Source organism: Neobacillus cucumis, from assembly GCF_016908975.1.
In the GTDB taxonomy this organism is placed as follows: domain Bacteria; phylum Bacillota; class Bacilli; order Bacillales; family Cytobacillaceae; genus Neobacillus; species Neobacillus cucumis.
In genome coordinates, this window is sequence record NZ_JAFBEX010000022.1 from 63,495 (window position 1) to 81,872 (window position 18,378).

Here is an 18,378-nt window from a genome sequence, read left to right on the forward strand (position 1 = left end):
CGCTGGAGCTGGACGTCGACAGTCCTTTTATTAACAGTTATCCACAAGCGAAAATTTATAATTTCCTTGAAGATAACAAAAGTGGACATGGTTTTTAACCATGCCCACTGATAAAAGATTAATGATTATAATGTTGAGATCCCTGTTGCATATTAGTTTGATTTCCTAACATCTGGCCTTGCATCGGATTCTGACCATACATTGGATTCTGACCATGCTGTATGGCAACACTAGTTGGAGTACCACCCATTTGGCCCATTGGCATCATGTTTTGACCTGATCTTGAAACATGTAATGGTTGGTTCATTTGTTGATTCATTGTTTGGTTCATTGGAGCATTCCCCATTATGCTACCCATCATGGCTTGGTCAATTCCCTGTGGTTGTCCAGGATTCACAACATATTGGGCTTTTAATGATTCACTTACAGGCTGAAAACTGTGTAAATAGGTTTTGGCTGTATGATCTTTCATGGTTGGAATCTGGTATTGACCTTGCTGATTCATAAATAAAAATACTTCATATGCCTGGTTTACACAGTTAACAGCACCATTTAATAGAACTTGGCGAAGATTTGGGTCAGCAATTTCTAAAGTAGCTTTCACTCCATTAGCAGCCCCATTTTTATGGCAAATCAACAAAGCACTTGCGATTTCAAAATCATTAAAGGTAGAATTGACCTCAGGAGCTACCATACTTGGATTATCGAGTCCATACTGAATCTGATTTGGTTGAACAGAACCCATATTCGTGTTGGCTGACACGGGTGCAAAATTTTGATAATCGTGTGTATATGAAACGACCGTATCATAAGATTTTATTTCTTCCTGTAAATGACGATGAATCATTTCTTTTAATTGTGGGTCTTTTGCTTGTGCTGCGTACATATGAAAATGATTGATCATATTGATTTTTTCAGTTAGTATTTCATGAACTTCCATTGCTTCATGTGCTCCGAACGGCATGAATAACACTCCCTCTTGTTTTTTCCAACAAAGGTATTATCCACATGCCTCAACACATGTATGTGTCCCATTATTTCTCCAAAATGGTAAAATTACAATAATTATTAATCAGAGATAACTGTAACACGTTCTACTTTGTAGACATCTAGAGCTGCCTGCAATGCCTCACCTCGATTAACGCCAACGCCGTTCCGAATTAAAACGGCTTCTAATGCTCCTAATACAGATAGGACGTTTTCCTTCCGGCAGCTATATCCCATTGTTCCAATTCGCCAAATTTTTCCATGTAAAGGTCCAAATGAGGAAGCTATTTCAATGCTAAATTCATCTAACAACATTTTTCGTACCTGTTCACCATCCACACCTCTGGGAATTTCGACACACGTTACACATGGGAGTTTATGATCGGAATGGCCAAACAGACCTAGCCCCATCGCCTTAAGCCCTGCGACCAAAGCTTCTTCATGCAGTTTATGGCGGTCAAATCTCTGTTCGAGACCTTCTGTTAAAACAAGCCGCAAACCTTCATGGAGTGCATAAATCATCGAAGTAGCCTCCGTATGATGATTTAGTCTCCTAGGTCCCCAATAATCCTGTAGCATACTTAAATCAAAATAATTGCTGGCGATGACTGGTCTCATTCGTGTATATTGTAAGTCTTCCATTGTGGCAATACCACGTTCAACCTTTTTCCGAGAAAATAGAATATTTTCAATCCGGTCATTATACGTAATGGGAGCCATCCCAGATGGTACAGATAAGCATTTTTGGGTTCCGCCAATTAGACCATCAATAAACCAATCATCGGTTTTGACTTCCACTCCTCCTATGGAGGCCACAGCATCAACCACAAGAAGGATATCATTTTCCCGGCATGCTCTGCCAATTTCCTTTAAGGGCTGCATCCTGCCTGTTGAGGTTTCACCATGAACGATGGCCACTATTTTTGGTTGAACTTTTTTGATTTCAGCAATCACTTCTTGCGGTTCAAACACCTCTCCCCAAGGGCATTCGATTGTATGAACCTCAGCTCCATATCGTTCACAAATTTCAACAAGCAAATGTCCAAATCTCCCGAAAATAGGAACCAGTACCTTATCACCTGGTTCAATGATGCTGCATAGAATCGCTTCATTTCCTGACCGGGAAGTGCCGTCAATTGGAAAAGCCCATCGATTCTTTGTTTGAAAAACCTGACGAAGCATTTCCATTACTTCATTCATTATATTGGTAAAAGCCGGATCAAATTGTCCTAGAATAGGTGTACTCATGACACGTAAAACGCGAGGATCCACTTCCACTGGACCAGGTGTCATTATTGTTCGTGCAGGTGTGTACAGCTCAGAAAAAACCATTTCTTCCATCTCCCTTTAATACGCTAATTTATATAAAACCTCTGTTAATAACTCAATTCCGGTTTCTAAATCATCCCGATTGGTAAATTCATGCGGGGAATGACTAATCCCATTTTGACTTGGAACAAAAAGTAAACAGGTCGGATAAGAACTACCAAATACTTGGGCATCATGACCAGCACCACTAATCATTTCTTGATAACGCATGTTTTTTTCTTCACCAATCCTGCGAGCCAAATCACCCATTTTTACATCCATCCTCACAGGCTTCACATCCATCCACTGTGCAATGGATACTTCTATATTTAAGTTTTCCGCAATCCGTTTGAATTCAGCAAAGATCTCATTGCAGTATTGATCAATGATTTCCTCCATGTGATGCCGGATATCTAAACTAAATTCCACCTCACCCGCTATCACATTAGGGACATTTGGTGAAGCCAACAATTTGCCAACCGTTGCCACTAAATGAGGATCCCATTCCTTTGTTTTTTCTGTTAAAAAAGCAATCAAATAAGCGGCGGTACTGACAGCATCTTTCCGGTACTGCATTGGCGTGGTTCCTGCGTGATTACTTTCTCCCTTAATACTGATTGTATAACGGCGTTGTCCCACAATATGCGTCACTACACCAATTTGGTTGCCATTTTTTTCTAACACCATCCCCTGTTCAATATGAATTTCAACAAAACGTTCAATATCATGTCGTACAGGAGGTGTATACTTTTCTGGGTCAAAGCCAGCAAACTTCATAGCCTCCAAAAATGAAGTCCCACCGGCATCTTGTACGTTTTTCACACGTTCAAGATTGTAAGAACCCGTAATATTTCTTGAACCCCAAAAGGTTAAGGGAAAACGACTTCCTTCCTCTTCACTTAAAGAGACCACTTCAATCGATTTTTTCGGGTAACCATATTTGTTAAATAACCTATTTACAGCAAGTAAACTAGCAACAATTCCATATGCACCGTCATATTTTCCACCCTCTACTACTGTATCAATATGTGAACCTGTTAGAATGGTTTTTTCATTAGCATCTGTTCCTTGTAGTCTACCAAATAAATTCCCTACACAATCAAAATAAGGAACTAATTGCATGTCTTCCATTACTTTTTTTAACGCATGCTGGGCTTCCTGCCAGGAAGGTGAGTATAAAAGCCTCGTGACTCCGCCATTATCCTCTCGCCCAAATGAAGCAAGCCATTCAATCATTGCTTCAACTTGACCCTTATCCATTAATTGTTTATTTACTTGAATGGCCATTTTTTACGCCCCTCGCTATGTTAATTTTAGTCACATAAAACGTTATAGATATAGTTTACATTCAGAATAACTAGACTTCATTAGCTAATCAGTAAAAATTTTCACAATTTTTTATGCAAATTAACCAAAATCTGTTACAATGATAAAAATATATCTAACATTACATGTTACTTTTTCTTACATTAGAGAGGTGTTTCAAATGAAAATCTATGAACTTTTAGCCATTCCACAACTAACGGGAATGCAGGTGATTGCAGGAGATTCTGGAACAGAGCGGGAAGTGGAATCAGTCAATATGATGGATGCGCCTGATATTATTCAATTTTTAAAAAAGAATGAATTTCTGGTTACAACCGCGTACCACTTTAAAGATCATCCATATATGTTAACAGAACTCGCAAAAGCTATGGCTGAACAAGGCTGTGCTGGACTCGGAATTAAAACCAAACGCTTTTTAGATGAAGTTCCAGAAGAAGTCATTAAGCTAGCCAATCAGGTAGCCTTACCAATCATTGAACTTCCTTTAGAATTGTCACTAGGAGAAATTGTGAATCTCACGTTTCAAACCATTCTTGATAAAAGAGCGGCCGAATTACTACTAGTATTAGAGACTCATAAGCAATTCACCACTATTATTATGCAAGGAAAAGGGATTCAATTATTACTCCATGATTTATCCAGGATCATTGATCGGCCTGTCCAATTAATTGATCAGCATCATAAACCTATAACCCAACCTATAACCAACCTAGATTTTTATGAACTATTCGACGGAATTACATTCCAATCTACTAAGCCGTCACCGATCTCATTTTCAATCCTTTCGACAAAAGAGGAGTGCACACTCTTTCCTGTTCACATCAGCGATAAGAAATACGGTTTTCTGATCATAATCGGTAAAATTGATAAAACTGATCAATTAACCTTGTTAACCATTGAACAAGCTACGAATGTCATTTCCTTTTCATTAATGAAGGAAGTTGCACTCAAACAACACGATCGAAGCATCCGCAATGATTTCTTCCTTCACTTTTTGGATGGCACTTTGTCATCACAAGAAGAAATCATCGGTCGAGCCGCAGAATTCTCTTTACAAAACCAGCAAATGTATATATGTGCCGTGGGAAAAATTGACGGGGAGCTTCAACAGCCCACTTATATCCAACAGCACGAAGATACGGATGAATTATTCGATTTTATCGAAAGTGATTTAGCAGAGAAAACACCTCACATCCACTTTTTCAAGAAAGGAGAGAGATGTATTTTATTATTCGAAGTCCAAGAGAATGTCTCGACCCCTTCAGAATTTGTAGAAGCAAACCTTTTACAAGTTCAAGAGAGAGTTGCTAAATTTTTTGGAAAAACCGTCTCCTTTGGAGTGAGCACATTATGTCAGAACTTCTTACAAACAAAAAGCGCTTTTAAGGAAGCAATCGATGCCTTGTCACAAGGAAAGCTCTCTAAGAAAAAGGCGTACATTCAAACCTATCACACCAAAGACATTATGGAGTTAATGCGGCAAATACCACTTGAGGATTTAAAGAATTACTACACTATTGCACTTAGCGGTTTTAACGATACAAAAATTGAAGAGGAACAATCCTTACTCGAAACACTTTCCGTCTATTTAGAAACACATTGTCAAATATCCGAGACAGCCAAGCGCTTATTCGTTCACCGGAACACGGTAGTTTATCGAATCGAAAAATGTGAAGAAATTCTTGGTAGAAGCTTAAAAGATTCAGAAACAACCTTACAAATTAGACTCGCCCTTAGAATTAAAACCTTATTAGAAAAATAACAGCTGCTGTAAAACACGGCAGCAAACGCGACATAGAGGTCCTTCATCTTTTATTTTTTGTGCGATGTGAATAGAGAAAATCTGAATTTTTAGTCATCATAAACAATGACACATTAGGACTAATTGTTTATGATGTAACTAATCATAACATCACATGTTACATTTTATAACATAAGTGATACCACTTTATTAAAGGGAGGATTTTCTCATGAAAGAAGTAATCGGAAAGCCAAAAGTTATCTCATTAGGATTACAGCATGTACTAGCGATGTATGCAGGTGCCATACTCGTTCCGCTTATCGTAGGTGGAGCACTTAAGTTTTCACCACAACAACAAGCGTTCTTAATTGCCATTGACTTGCTTACCTGCGGAATCGCTACGTTACTACAATCAATCAACAATAAATATATCGGGATTGGCCTTCCGGTGGTGTTAGGTACTTCATTTGTCGCTGTATCACCAATGATAACGATTGGTTCCAATTATGGAATCACTGCCATCTATGGATCGATCATTGTAGCAGGAATATTCATCATTCTATTTGCCAATGTATATGGAAAACTATTAAAACTATTCCCACCTGTAGTAACAGGTACCGTCGTGATCATTATTGGTTTATCACTTATTCCTACAGGTATTAAAAACATGGGCGGCGGCGCTTCAAGCCCAGAATTTGGTTCTGCCGAAAACCTCCTTCTTTCATTTGGCGTCCTTTTCCTCATCTTATTGATGAATCGTTTCTTTACCGGGTTCATGCGTGCGATTTCCGTTTTACTTGGAATCATTGCTGGGACCATTGTAGCAGCCTTTATGGGAAAAGTGGACCTGCAAACCGTTGCAGATGCAGCTTGGTTCCGTATCCCAACTCCTTTCAATTTCGGTGTTCCGAGCTTTGAGATTGTCCCCATCTTAACCATGATTATTGTTGGAACTGTAATCCTTGTAGAATCAACAGGTGCCTTCTTAGCTTTAAGTAAAATAACTGAAAAAGAGCTGTCTGAAAAAGACATTATCCGCGGCTACCGTACAGAAGGAATTGCTTTTGTACTCGGAGGAATATTTAATGCCTTCCCATACAGTACGTTTGCTCAAAATGTCGGTCTCGTACAGCTTTCCGGCATTAAGAAAAGAAGTGTCACGACTGCAGCTGGTATCATTTTAATCGGCTTAGGACTGGTCCCTAAAATTGCCGCGTTAGCTACGATTATTCCAACAGCGGTTCTAGGAGGAGCAACCGTAATTATGTTTGGCATGGTAGTGTCTTCTGGAATTAAAATGCTAAGCAATGTGGACTTTTCAGACAATAACAATCTATTAATTATCGCTTGTTCCATTTCATTAGGCCTTGGTTCCACGGTCGTACCTGAGTTATTCAAAGTACTTCCAGAAACACTTCGAATTCTTGTTGGAGATGGAATTATTACGGGGAGCATTTGCGCTATTATTTTAAATCTTATGCTTTCTAAAGGCTTGAAGAGCTCCATAAGTGTCGTACCAGATTCACCCATAACATCCGATGTCAAAACCTTGTAAGGAAAGGATTCATTCATATGTATACAATCTCTGAGATAAACCATACAACCAGCCAGCAATTCTTAGAAATTGCTGGTGGTATTTTTGAACAGTCACCATGGATTGCTAACAAAGCAGCAGAATTAAAGCCATTCATTTCCCTTTATCACTTACACCAAGAAATGGTTAAGATCGTTGAAAACTCGACCTACGAACAAAAATTCGCCCTTATTCAAGCACACCCGAATTTAGGCGAACGAGCAGCGATGACGACAGAGTCAACCCAAGAACAGCAAGGAGCTGGATTACAAAATCTTGCTCCTGAAGAATACGAGGAAATAATTTCTCTTAATCAGGAATACATGAAGAAATTCGATTTCCCTTTTATTCTAGCTGTTCGCGGAAAAACCAAACTGCAAATTTTTGAAGCGATGAAGGAAAGAATCCATCATTCCATAGAGCATGAATTTAATACAGCCCTATCCGAAATTTATCAAATCGCCTTGCTCCGCTTAAAAGAGAAAATTACTGATATTCCCAAAATGTAATGAAAAAATTTTTTCCAAATATATTGAAAGAGATGATATAAGATGAGCCTAGAAGCTTTAAATAAACAAGTCAAAAAAGATCTTTCGTATCTTGCCTTTGGCGGTACGGATTGGGTACGTCCCGTTCAACATCAGGATGGTCATGTCTATGATGTAGTCATTATCGGAGGCGGTCAAAGCGGTTTAGCAGCCGCTTTTGGACTTATGCGGGAACGGATTAGCAACATCCTTGTCCTGGACGAAAATCCGGAAGGCTTTGAAGGTCCGTGGGAAACTTACGCCAGAATGGTAACCTTAAGGACACCAAAACACCTGACCTCGATCGATCTTGGCATCCCCTCCCTCACCTTCCGTTCTTGGTGGGAAGCGCAATTTGGTGCAAAGAGCTGGGAAGCAATTGACAAGATTCCTCGTGGAGACTGGATGAACTACCTGCGCTGGTATCGAGAGGTCCTTTCCCTTCCTGTCAATAACGAAGTAAAGTTAACTTTGATTGAGCCCTTAGAAACGGGTGTGTATCGTTTACACGTGGATGGTCATGGCACTTTAGATAAAACACTATTTGCCCGTAAAGTGATTTTGGCTACCGGAATTCAAGGTGGCGGTGAGTGGCATGTCCCTTCCTTTATAAAAGAAAAATTACCTACACATCTCTATGCACATACTTCAAATTCAATTGATTTTACGGTCCTACAAGGGAAAAAGATAGCGATTTTAGGTGGTGGAGCCTCTGCCTTTGATAATGCTCATTTTGCTTTATCAAAAGGTGTAGCAGAAGCACATGTTTTTGTACGCCGAAAAGAAATGCCGCGCATTAATCCGATTCGTCAAATGGAGGGTTCCGGCTTAATTGAACGGTTCCAATTCTTATCGGACGAGGATAAATATAAAGTAATGTCACATTTCTTCAAGCATAATCAGCCGCCAACTAATGATACCTTTGGGCGCGCGTCCTCATGGCCAGGGTTTAAGCTGCACTTAGGTTCTCCGTGGCTTGACGTAAAGGCCACGAGTGAAGGAGCAGTTGTCACGACACCTAATGGGGAATTCACCTATGACTTCTTAATTATTAGTACCGGTTTAGTGACCAATCCGTCTTTACGGCCTGAGCTTAAGTTAGTGGAAAAACATATTATCCGCTGGGGCGATTTGTACACAGCTCCAAATCAAATAGCTAATCCGATGATAGATGCACACCCTTATTTAAGCCCAGGTTTTGCTTTCCAAAGCCAGGATGATGAGGGGAAGAAACACCTTTACGGACTGTTTGCCTTCAACTATTCAGCACTGATCAGCTGTGGTATTTTAGCCTCTGCCCTTTCAGGAATGAAATTTGGTATTCCACAACTAGTTTCAGAAGTATCAAATCAATTATTTCTTGATAATCGTAAAGAAATCCTAGAAGACTACTTTAATTACAACGTGCAAGAATTTATTGTTGATTTAACAACCACCCAAGAGTTAGCTTAAGCTTTCTCTTGGTGGTGTTTTTATTTGTACATAAAGGAGAGATGCCCCCTATGTCTGGTTTGACTACACATATTCTTGATTTAACCCATGGCCTCCCGGCTTCAAATGTCACGATAGAGCTTTATTCTGTCTCAAACGCGGGACGGTATTTATTAAAGACCACCGTAACGAATGCGGACGGACGATTAGATCAGCCGTTATTGTCTGGAGAAGAAACGAAGGTCGGTACCTATGAACTTGTTTTCCATATCGGGGATTATTTTCGCAGCAAAAACCTTACACTCCCCGATCCCCTCTTTTTAGACATAGTCCCAGTCCGGTTTGGTATATCTAACATAGAAAGTCATTATCATGTCCCATTGCTGGTATCCCCTTATGGTTATCAAATCTACCGGGGGAGTTAGGAAAGCGCAAGGCGCCTGGAGCTGGACAATTCTCGAGGTCATTTTATACTCATATTTTTTGGAAGAGCTTAAGCGTCTTATCCTGCGCTTAAGCTTTTTTAGTTTAGTAATAAAAAACGACATTCTATCTAATTACTCGATAGAATGTCGTTTTTGTTTTTTAACTTAAAAACATAGCACCGTAAGCCAAGCCGCCTACAATCACAAAGGCCGGATGCACCTTCCATTTTTCTAATAATAATAAACTTATTATGGCAATAATAATCGTTTGCAAAACTCCATTGGAGCTAATAGAGGTTTGAAAAAAATCAAAAGTAAGTCCTGCCATTAAAATGGCTACAGTAGGAACAACAATCTTAGATAATCTCTTCACTCTTGGTGAATCTTTATGTCGAAAAATTAACTGCAAAAGTACAATCATTAAGATTAAGGAAGGAGCAATGGTAGCAAATTCTGCAATGACCGCGCCGATTGCTCCTCCCACTTCAAAGCCAATATAACCAGCCATCTTTGTGGCGATCGGCCCTGGCAAAGAATTCCCTAATGCTAAAATCTCACTAAATTCACTGGTTGTAACCCAGCCATAACGGTTCACTACCTCATGCTCAATTAAAGGAATCGATGCAGGACCGCCGCCATACCCCACAATATTCGGAACAAAAAACGCGAAAAATATTTGTAAATAGATCATAGGCTTTCACTTTTATCCTTCATTGGAATTTCATTCTTTTCTTTTTTATCCGGAAACACTAATGCGGTTACTAGTAAGACTGCAACCACAATACCTGGATTTACATGGAAGATTTCCATCAAAATAAAACTACCGGCGAGTAGGAGGAGACCCTTCGTCCAGCCCCAGCCTGCCTTTGATTTTTTTAAAAACTCCCATGTTAAGGTTGCCATCATCACACCCACAATTGGTACCACAGCACCGGTCATCCCTTGGACTCTTGGATTATCCTTGAATTTATTAAAAGATGTTAATAGAACCAACATCATCAATATGGTAGGCAACACTGTTGCCAAAATGGCATTGATCATGCCGAGGATTCCACCTAGTCGGTAACCGATATATCCAGCCATCTTTGTGGCGATGGGTCCAGGAAGTGTATTGGCGAGAGCCAAAACATCCGTAAATTCTTGGTCATTCATCCATTTAAATGTACCCACTATTTCTTTATGTACGAGTGGAATCGCAGATGGTCCACCGCCAAATCCTAACAGTCCGGACCTGAAAAATGCAATAAATAGATCCCATTGAAGTTTCACTGTTTAACCACCCTTTTTCTTGTTTGCTTTTGTATTATTGTTCAAGATGAAAAGCTCATTGACCGAAGGAGTACACTTTGCCTCTTTTCGGACAATGAACCGGTCTTTCATTTACCGCGAGAGCTCTCTTTGACTTTTTTCGGGCAATGAACCGCTCTTTCATTTACCGCGAGGGCTCTCTTTGACTTTTTTCGGGCAATGAACCGCTCTTTCATTTACCGCGGGAGCTCTCTTTGACTCTTTTCGGGCGATGAACAGCTCTTTCATTTACCGCAAGAGCTAACTTTGACTTTTTTCGGGCAATGAACCGCTCTTTCATTTACCGCGGGAGCTCTCTTTGACTCTTTTCGGGCAATGAACAGCTCTTTCATTTACCGCGGGAGCTCTCTTTGACTCTTTTCGGGCGATGAACAGCTCTTTCATTTACCGCGAGAGCTAACTTTGAACTTTTTTCGGGCAATGAACGGGCCTTTCATTTACCACAAGAGTACTTTTTAACTCTTTTCGGGCAATGAACAGCTCTTTCATTTACCGCTGGAGCACACTATTCCACTTTGCAGTCCATGAAATAACTCTATTAATCTAGAATCCTAGTGCCGCCCCATCACCTCGAGGATCTGCACCGCCAAATTTCACTTTACTATTCGGATCTATCTGTATGACCCCTGCATGCCCCATGACATCCGTAAAGGTATCTACCACCTCTACCTGATGTCCTCTTGTTTGCAGTGATTCAATAATATCGTTGGCAACTCTTCCTTCAATTTTGACACTATTGGATTCTGCTCCCCATGTTCGCCCATATAACCATCTTGGGGCCTCAATCGCTGTCTGTATCGGAAATTGATAATCGAGAATCCTTGTTACTAAAGCAGCTTGCGTTTGCGGCTGACCTTCTCCGCCCATCGTCCCATAAACCAAATAAGGCTGATTTTCCTTAAAAATCATCGCTGGATTTAACGTATGATAGGTTCGTTTTTTAGGATAAAGACAATTTACATCGTTCGCATCTAGCGTAAAAAAGCTACCCCGATTTTGCAATATAATTCCCGTATCTTTTGGAATGAAACCAGAGCCATACTCATGGTAAATACTTTGAATAAGCGAAACTGCATTTCCATATTGATCCACTACGCCAAGCCAAACGGTATCCCCTTTTGGATCCAATTGTTTTTGAAGATTGATTGGTTTAGTATAGTCGATTTTAGCGGATAATTCTATTCCCCTTTTAACAGATAAGAGCTCCTCTAAGGGAATAGGCGAAAATTCTGGATCCGTCAAATACTTGTCTCGATCCTCAAATGCGAGTTTTGTTGCTTCGATTAGTAAATGAAAATAATCCGCAGACCCTTCTTCAATGGCAGGGAGATCAAATTGATTCAAAATATTTAAAATCGATAAGGATGCAAAACCTTGTGTATTCGGAGGAAGGTTGTAGGCACGGTATCCTCGGTAGTCAACGGAAAGAGGCTCGACCCAATTAGAATGATGTGAAACAAAATCGTCGTAGGTTAATAAGCCGCCATTTGCTTGGAGATTTTTACTAATCGACTTAGCAATATCCCCTCGGTAAAATAAGCCGCTCCCCTCTTTGGATATTCCTTCTAAAGTCAAGGCTAAGTCCTTCTGTTTTATTATTTCACCTGTTCGATATGAAAAGCCAGATGTTTTTGTGAAAATTTTCTTAAATTCCGAAAATCGTTGCAAATGCCTAAATTGATTGTTTGTGTCATCTAAGTTAATATTGGTCCAATATTCTTGGCTTGGGGTTACTGGAAAGCCCTCCTTCGCATAATGAATCGCTGATTTTAACAGTTCCTCCCAGTGAATACTTCCCTTCATTCTTTCGGTTGAATAACGATATGCTTTTTCCCAGCCGGCAACTGCCCCTGGAACCGTGTTAGCGCCAAGCGGTCCCCGAGCAGGTATCTTCTCTAGTCCCTGCTGTTTGTAAAAATCAATGGATGCATTTTCACCAGAACGACCGCTACTATTTAATCCTTTTAATTCTTGGGTCTCGGCATTGTAGATTAACCAAAAATTATCGCCGCCAATTCCATTCATATGAGGGTAAACAACACCGATTGTAGCTGCAGCTGCAATCGCAGCCTCAACAGCATTTCCTCCCTCTTGCAGAATCTTCATGCCAGCTTGAGAGGCCAAATAATGCGGGGTGGTAATCATGGCATTCGGGGCCATCGTTGTTGGACGAAAGGACCAGTTTACACCATTTTTCAATTAAATTGCCTCCTTTCCATTTTTATTTAGTTGCAATATTCACACTTTTCTCAACAAGAACAGACGTCAATCGCTTGGCACATCTGAGTAACTGAATATCTTGGTATTGGTTAGCAATGAACGATAATCCGATTGGGATTCCATTACTTTTCAATAAAGGAATCGTTACCTGTGGGAACCCCGTTAATCCAGCTATACAGGTCAGCTTCATTGCTCTTGTGCGATAAGTCTCCATTTCCTCCAATGATGACTTTCGTAATGGTGCATCTCCTGGTGCAGTGGGTATGACTAATAGGCCGTTTGTTTTTAATAAACTTGAAAGCTTTTGTTTTATTTTTTCTTTATGATGATTTAAAGAGTTGAGCTCAAGTTGGTTCAAAGTACTAGCCCATTCAAACCGTTCCCTTATTCCAGGTCCAAAGGTTGGATTTACGGCTTCAATCCACGCACCATGTTCTTGCCAAATTTCAATTCCTTGAATGCTTCTAAAAAGTTGTGACCAATCTGTCAGCCCCTCATCTGAAATAACAATTGAGTCAGAATTGTCATACAATTCAGATAATATAGTTGCTGCGTTTATTAAGCAGTCCTTTGTATCTCCTTCGACAAAGGACCAGGCTTCTCTTTCAAAATAGATCGAATCAAAGTCCTCATGAATTTCATTATCATGCTGAATGAGAACTTCTCCAACTCTTAATAATACTTCGGCGCTGTTTGCCATCCATCCTACCGTATCAAAAGATTTAGCTAATGGGACCACTCCCTCAATATTCACTAAACCATGTGTCGGTCGATATCCAAATAACCCGCAATAGGATGATGGGATCCGAATGGATCCACCTGTATCCGTACCGAGTGCAAAGTCCACTAATCCTGCAGCCACCGCTACAGCTGAACCACTGGAAGAACCCCCTGGTATTCGATCTTGTGCATATGGATTAGTTGGGGTACCATAATGGAAATTTTCACCATTTAAACTATACATTAATTCATCTGTATGGGTAGTTCCTTTTAGATATGCCCCTTGGTCCAATAACAAGTTAATAACAGGCGCGTTTTGAGTTGCCGGTTGATGGGTTTTGAGCCAGTCTGGATTTCCAGCACTAGCAAGATAATCTTTTATATCAAATACATCCTTAACTGCAAACGTTCGACCATTTAATTTTCCAGCGGCAGTAGGAACTATATTTAACTGATCATCCATAAAAGCATTCCACTGATTTTTCATGCCGTACCCCCAGTTCACTAATGAAGTTTATATATAATTATAATGAGAAAATTCAAACGAGTCATTAGTATTCCTTCTAAAGATTTAAATGTTTTTGGTTAATATCACTAAATAAAACCTGCCAATAAAAAAAGAAACTGACTCCATCTGAGCAGCTTCCTTTAAGATTCATTCTCTATCTTATTTTTCTATAAAATATTATTCAAACTTGCCTGGATCGCTATTAAAAGGCTCGTTCGAGATTTTTATGGAGCCAGATGGACATCCATCATATGCCTCTATTACATCCTCTATTGATTCTTCTGGGATTTCAGCATTTCCTTGGTTTTTATCTAAATAAACAAATGAAATGCCGTCGTCATCATAATCAAAAACCTCTGGAGCAGAAACAAAACATGCCCCACACGCAATACATGTATCTCGATCAACAATTGTAAATTTTTTTGTCATAATATTCTCCTATATTTTTCTAGATGATGGGTTTCTTAACAACGTTTTTCATGATAAAATTAAATTCTTAATTTTATCTTAATATTAAAATTTTTTACAAGCATTTTTTAAGGGAATTTTAATGCTAACCAGTTATAATAGGTGGTGTAAGTAAGAAACAGTTAACCTAGATATCCTAGTAAATACACTTTAAGAGGTGAAACATATGCAAATAACAGCAGAAAATAAGAATGAAGGTAAAAAAGTACCGCCAACATATTCAAGAATGAATCCTTTTCAAGCGAAAGTTCTAAAAAACATCAACTTAAATGGGGCTAGCTCAAATAAAGAAACAAGACATATTGAGCTATCATTAGAAGGTTCTGGCCTTTCCTATAACCCTGGGGATGCTCTAGGTGTCCTTCCTCAAAATGATCCAGAACTAGTGGCAGCACTTCTTGAAGAAATGAATTGGGATGGAAAAATCGTTGTAACCGTTGGTAAACAAGGTGAAACACTCCCATTAATAGAAGCATTAACAAACCATTTTGAAATCACGCTTTTATCTAAAAAGATTCTTTCCGGGGCAGCTGCATTTACAGAAAATGAAGAACTGCAAAGGCTTGTCCAAGTAGAAAATGCTGCTGAATTAAAAGAATATACAAATGGTCGAGATTTACTTGATATGTTACGTGATTTCGGACCATTTAAGGCTACTGCCGAAGAGTTTGTATCTCTTTTAAGAAAAATGACAGCTCGTCTTTATTCGATTGCAAGCAGCATCACTGCTCATCCTGGTGAAGTACATTTAACCATCGGTGCTGTTCGTTATACAGCTCACGGACGCGATCGGAAAGGTGTATGTTCTGTCCAAGTTGCAGAACGTACGAAGGAAGGAGATACACTTCCCGTTTTTGTACAGCCCAATAAGCACTTCCATTTGCCAGAGTCGCAAGAAAAAGATATTATTATGGTCGGTCCTGGGACAGGCATTGCACCATTCCGTTCATTTATTGAGGAACGAGCAGTTACAAAAGCAGAAGGCAGAACATGGCTTTTCTTTGGTGATCAGCATGCATCCACAGACTTCCTTTATCAAGATGAGTTAGAAAAATATCAACAAGACGGAGTTCTAACAAGATTAGAGACTGCGTTCTCCCGTGATTCAGACAAAAAAGTTTATGTACAGCATAGAATGCTTGAAAACAGCAAAGAATTATTTGAATGGCTGGAAAATGGAGCTTATTTCTTTGTTTGCGGTGATAAGCAATATATGGCGAAGGACGTTCACAGCGCTCTCTTAAGCGTGATTGAAAAAGAAGGATCTATGACGCCTGAAGAAGCAGAAGCATATCTTAACAGTATGAAAGAACAAGGCCGTTATCAACGAGATGTATATTAAATAGATGGTTTTAAACCAATCTAACAAAGAGGGACTCCATTTAATGGAGTCCCTCTTTGTTAGATGATTATTTATAACTCAAGCCAAAATCAAATCCGTACTGACCCCACTCTTATTTTTATAATCATATGATGGATCTTCTTCATATCCAGGAATATCTCTAAATTCTTTAAACTAGTTCGAATCCTTAACAACATAACCATTATTTTTTAAAAGTAACCTAATTTCCTCTATATGGTCCTGATTTTTCGTTTCTAACGCGAGCTTCAGCTGGGCATAGCCAGGATAAATATCCTTGCCAAAATGATCGTGATGAACCGATTGGATATTAGCATCTAAATCTGATATAAAACGTAACACTCTTTGCAATTCCCCTGGCTTATCTTTTACAATCAAAGTAAAATTAGCATATCGTCCGGATTCGACCATACCACGCTCAATAATGCGTGAAATGAAATTTACATCCACATTTCCACCACTAAGAACTGCTACTACATTCTTTTCTTTGAAATTAACTTTTTGATATAATAGAGACGCCAAGGAGACGGCCCCTGACCCTTCTACCAGAAGCTTATTCCGCTCTAACAGAAGTAGCATGGTTCTAGCAATTTCCATTTCATCCACACACAAAACATCATCTACATATTTTTCTACCAGCTCAAAATTATGTATACCTGGTTTTTTGACGGCAATCCCGTCAGCCATTGTCGGGGTAGAATCCACCATGACAGGCTTATTTTCGGCTAAAGATTGTTTCATACTAGGACATGCTAACGTTTGAACACCATAGACACGAATATCGGGATTCTTCTCCTTAACCGCTAAGGCTATACCACCAATGAGTCCCCCACCTCCTACAGGTACCATAATGGCTTCAACATCTGGAAGTTGCTCAAGTATCTCTAGACCAACTGTCCCTTGTCCAGCAATGACAGCATCATCATCAAAGGCATGGATGAAAGTTGCCCCCATTTGCTCTTTTAATTCCAATGCGTAAGCTAAAGCATCGTCAAACACATTCCCTTGCAGCACTACTTTTGCACCATACTGTTTAGTTGCGGATACTTTACTTAACGGCGCCCCCTTAGGCATCACAATGGTACAGGGGATCCCTAGCATTTGACTGGAATAAGCCACACCTTGAGCGTGATTTCCGGCGGATGCCGCCACCACCCCTTTTTGTAACTCGGATTCTGATAAGGATATCATTTTATTATAGGAGCCTCTTACTTTAAAAGAGCCTGTTTTCTGTAGGTTTTCAAGCTTGAGATAAACTTTATTATTTCCAGAAATATTGCTAAACGTTTGCGAAAAATCAAGTGGAGTTGTATGAACAACTCCCTTCATTTTTTCCCGTGCAAGAATAATATCATCTATAGATATCAAATCTAACGACCTCTCATATCCAAATTTATTATTTTTAGGATATACCTGGTTCACTTATTTATACTTAGTCTTTTGTTACGGCACAATTCTCGGAAGTTTAACGGATTCTTCTTCAAGTACTTTCAGACCCCCCAATACCTCATAGGCAGATCCAACAGACACAAGGAAATCCCCAGTTATGGCAATTTTTTGTTCAAGCAAAAGTTTCATTTTATCGGTTTCTCCAATTTGGCTTTGTACCGACAAAGCCTCTAACAATTGACCGATCGTTCTCACCCACGCGCCTGTAAGAATTTGCTGTTCACCCATTTTAAAGGGGTCTTCTTCTAAGACATATAATCCAGATAATCCCTTAATCTCAATAAACTGTCCGATTACTTGAATCCATAACCCAAGAGCAACCTCATTTTCCAACTGCAGAATTTTCTTTTCTTTGATTTCTTGTTCGCTACTTGTTTCCTTAGACATTTCCATCCCCCCCAATCCCGGAACACAAATTTCAATTATTTTATGTGAAACTACCTAAATCGTGTGTTTTTTATAAGATTCAAACACTTTGTAAAGTACATAATCAAATTGCTTTCGCCTAGCATAGAGTGGAATAAGAATAATTGAAGAGTTTATGAAAAAAAGGCGGTGGATCGGTTTTGTTTGAAGTAAAAAAATCTAAATATGGCAGAGGAATCTTTGCAACCCGTAATATTGAAAAGGGCGAACTCATCCACGAGGCTCCAGTCATTATTTCACCAAGCAAAGAATATAAAAATTTGAGGAAGACGGTGTTTATAGAGTATGTATTTTGGTGGGGAGAAAATTTGGAGGAATGTGCGCTTGCATTAGGCTACGGTTCACTGTTTAACCATTCCTTTCAGCCAAATGCTTTATATAAATTAAACTTAGCTAACAAAACGATAGACTTTTATGCTCATACCAATATAGTAGAGGGCGAAGAAATTTTAATAAACTACAATGGAGACCCCGATAATGATACCCCTGTGTGGTTTGAAATGTTATAAATAAAGTAGGGAAACCTCTCACGAGGCTTCCCCCTTATCAAACCGCACGTGCCCTACTAAGGCATACGGCTTACCAACATGTTACATTGAAT

The 18,378-nt window shown here is 39.5% G+C and carries 17 protein-coding genes; 7 read left to right on the top strand and 10 right to left on the bottom strand.

The genetic code is table 11. The annotated features are described in order from the left end of the window. Positions 1-118: 118 nt before the first annotated feature. From JOC76_RS23430 to allC, 3 genes are all read right to left on the bottom strand, one after another. Complete coding sequence (locus JOC76_RS23430; protein ID WP_205181193.1) at positions 119-964, bottom strand: spore coat protein; 846 nt, start codon at positions 962-964, stop codon at positions 119-121. Positions 965-1,068: 104 nt separating this feature from the next. Then, positions 1,069-2,280: a pyridoxal-phosphate-dependent aminotransferase family protein gene (locus tag JOC76_RS23435; protein WP_239557930.1), complete on the bottom strand. Its 1,212-nt coding sequence runs from the start codon at positions 2,278-2,280 to the stop codon at positions 1,069-1,071. A 54-nt stretch (positions 2,281-2,334) separates the two neighbouring features. After that, positions 2,335-3,582, bottom strand: a complete 1,248-nt coding sequence (gene allC, locus JOC76_RS23440; protein WP_205181195.1) for an allantoate deiminase — start codon at positions 3,580-3,582, stop codon at positions 2,335-2,337. Positions 3,583-3,781: 199 nt separating this feature from the next. On the opposite strand from allC, the gene JOC76_RS23445 reads away from it, so the two are divergent. From JOC76_RS23445 to uraH, 5 genes are all read left to right on the top strand, one after another. Further along, positions 3,782-5,383: a PucR family transcriptional regulator gene (locus JOC76_RS23445; RefSeq protein ID WP_205181196.1), complete on the top strand. Its 1,602-nt coding sequence runs from the start codon at positions 3,782-3,784 to the stop codon at positions 5,381-5,383. Between the two features lie 208 nt (positions 5,384-5,591). Then, positions 5,592-6,917 carry a nucleobase:cation symporter-2 family protein gene (locus tag JOC76_RS23450; protein ID WP_205181197.1) on the top strand — a complete coding sequence of 442 codons (1,326 nt, stop codon included), beginning with the start codon at positions 5,592-5,594 and terminating at the stop codon, positions 6,915-6,917. Positions 6,918-6,934: 17 nt separating this feature from the next. After that, the gene (gene uraD / locus JOC76_RS23455; RefSeq protein WP_205181198.1) at positions 6,935-7,444 is read left to right on the top strand and encodes a 2-oxo-4-hydroxy-4-carboxy-5-ureidoimidazoline decarboxylase; all 510 of its coding nucleotides are present in this window, start codon (positions 6,935-6,937) and stop codon (positions 7,442-7,444) included. A 42-nt stretch (positions 7,445-7,486) separates the two neighbouring features. Beyond that, the gene (locus JOC76_RS23460) at positions 7,487-8,914 is read left to right on the top strand and encodes a flavin-containing monooxygenase (RefSeq protein ID WP_205181199.1); all 1,428 of its coding nucleotides are present in this window, start codon (positions 7,487-7,489) and stop codon (positions 8,912-8,914) included. Positions 8,915-8,964: 50 nt separating this feature from the next. Then, on the top strand, positions 8,965-9,318 hold the full coding sequence (gene uraH / locus JOC76_RS23465) for a hydroxyisourate hydrolase (RefSeq protein ID WP_205181200.1): 354 nt from the start codon (positions 8,965-8,967) through the stop codon (positions 9,316-9,318). A gap of 160 nt (positions 9,319-9,478) precedes the next feature. Here uraH and JOC76_RS23470 read toward each other — a convergent pair whose 3' ends face one another. From JOC76_RS23470 to JOC76_RS23490, 5 genes are all read right to left on the bottom strand, one after another. Beyond that, on the bottom strand, positions 9,479-10,009 hold the full coding sequence (locus JOC76_RS23470; protein ID WP_205181201.1) for a chromate transporter: 531 nt from the start codon (positions 10,007-10,009) through the stop codon (positions 9,479-9,481). Next, the gene (locus tag JOC76_RS23475; RefSeq protein WP_205181202.1) at positions 10,006-10,587 is read right to left on the bottom strand and encodes a chromate transporter; all 582 of its coding nucleotides are present in this window, start codon (positions 10,585-10,587) and stop codon (positions 10,006-10,008) included. The genes JOC76_RS23470 and JOC76_RS23475 overlap by 4 nt, the downstream gene beginning before the upstream one ends. A gap of 582 nt (positions 10,588-11,169) precedes the next feature. Then, a complete protein-coding gene (gene ggt / locus JOC76_RS23480) occupies positions 11,170-12,825 on the bottom strand; it encodes a gamma-glutamyltransferase (protein ID WP_239557928.1) in 1,656 nt (551 codons plus the stop codon). Between the two features lie 22 nt (positions 12,826-12,847). After that, positions 12,848-14,053 carry an amidase gene (locus tag JOC76_RS23485; protein ID WP_205181203.1) on the bottom strand — a complete coding sequence of 402 codons (1,206 nt, stop codon included), beginning with the start codon at positions 14,051-14,053 and terminating at the stop codon, positions 12,848-12,850. 198 nt (positions 14,054-14,251) lie between these two features. Further along, positions 14,252-14,503, bottom strand: coding sequence for a ferredoxin (locus tag JOC76_RS23490; protein ID WP_205181204.1), 252 nt, complete (start codon positions 14,501-14,503; stop codon positions 14,252-14,254). Between the two features lie 205 nt (positions 14,504-14,708). Between JOC76_RS23490 and JOC76_RS23495 the strand changes: the two genes are divergently transcribed. After that, complete coding sequence (locus tag JOC76_RS23495) at positions 14,709-15,884, top strand: sulfite reductase subunit alpha (RefSeq protein ID WP_205181205.1); 1,176 nt, start codon at positions 14,709-14,711, stop codon at positions 15,882-15,884. A 174-nt stretch (positions 15,885-16,058) separates the two neighbouring features. Here the strand turns inward: JOC76_RS23495 and ilvA are convergent, their stop codons facing one another. Both ilvA and JOC76_RS23505 read right to left on the bottom strand, forming a co-directional pair. Beyond that, positions 16,059-17,270, bottom strand: a complete 1,212-nt coding sequence (ilvA, locus tag JOC76_RS23500; RefSeq protein ID WP_205181206.1) for a threonine ammonia-lyase — start codon at positions 17,268-17,270, stop codon at positions 16,059-16,061. 75 nt (positions 17,271-17,345) lie between these two features. Next, the gene (locus JOC76_RS23505; RefSeq protein WP_205181207.1) at positions 17,346-17,738 is read right to left on the bottom strand and encodes a hypothetical protein; all 393 of its coding nucleotides are present in this window, start codon (positions 17,736-17,738) and stop codon (positions 17,346-17,348) included. Positions 17,739-17,917: 179 nt separating this feature from the next. Between JOC76_RS23505 and JOC76_RS23510 the strand changes: the two genes are divergently transcribed. Beyond that, positions 17,918-18,286, top strand: a complete 369-nt coding sequence (locus JOC76_RS23510; protein WP_205181208.1) for an SET domain-containing protein — start codon at positions 17,918-17,920, stop codon at positions 18,284-18,286. Positions 18,287-18,378 lie beyond the last annotated feature (92 nt).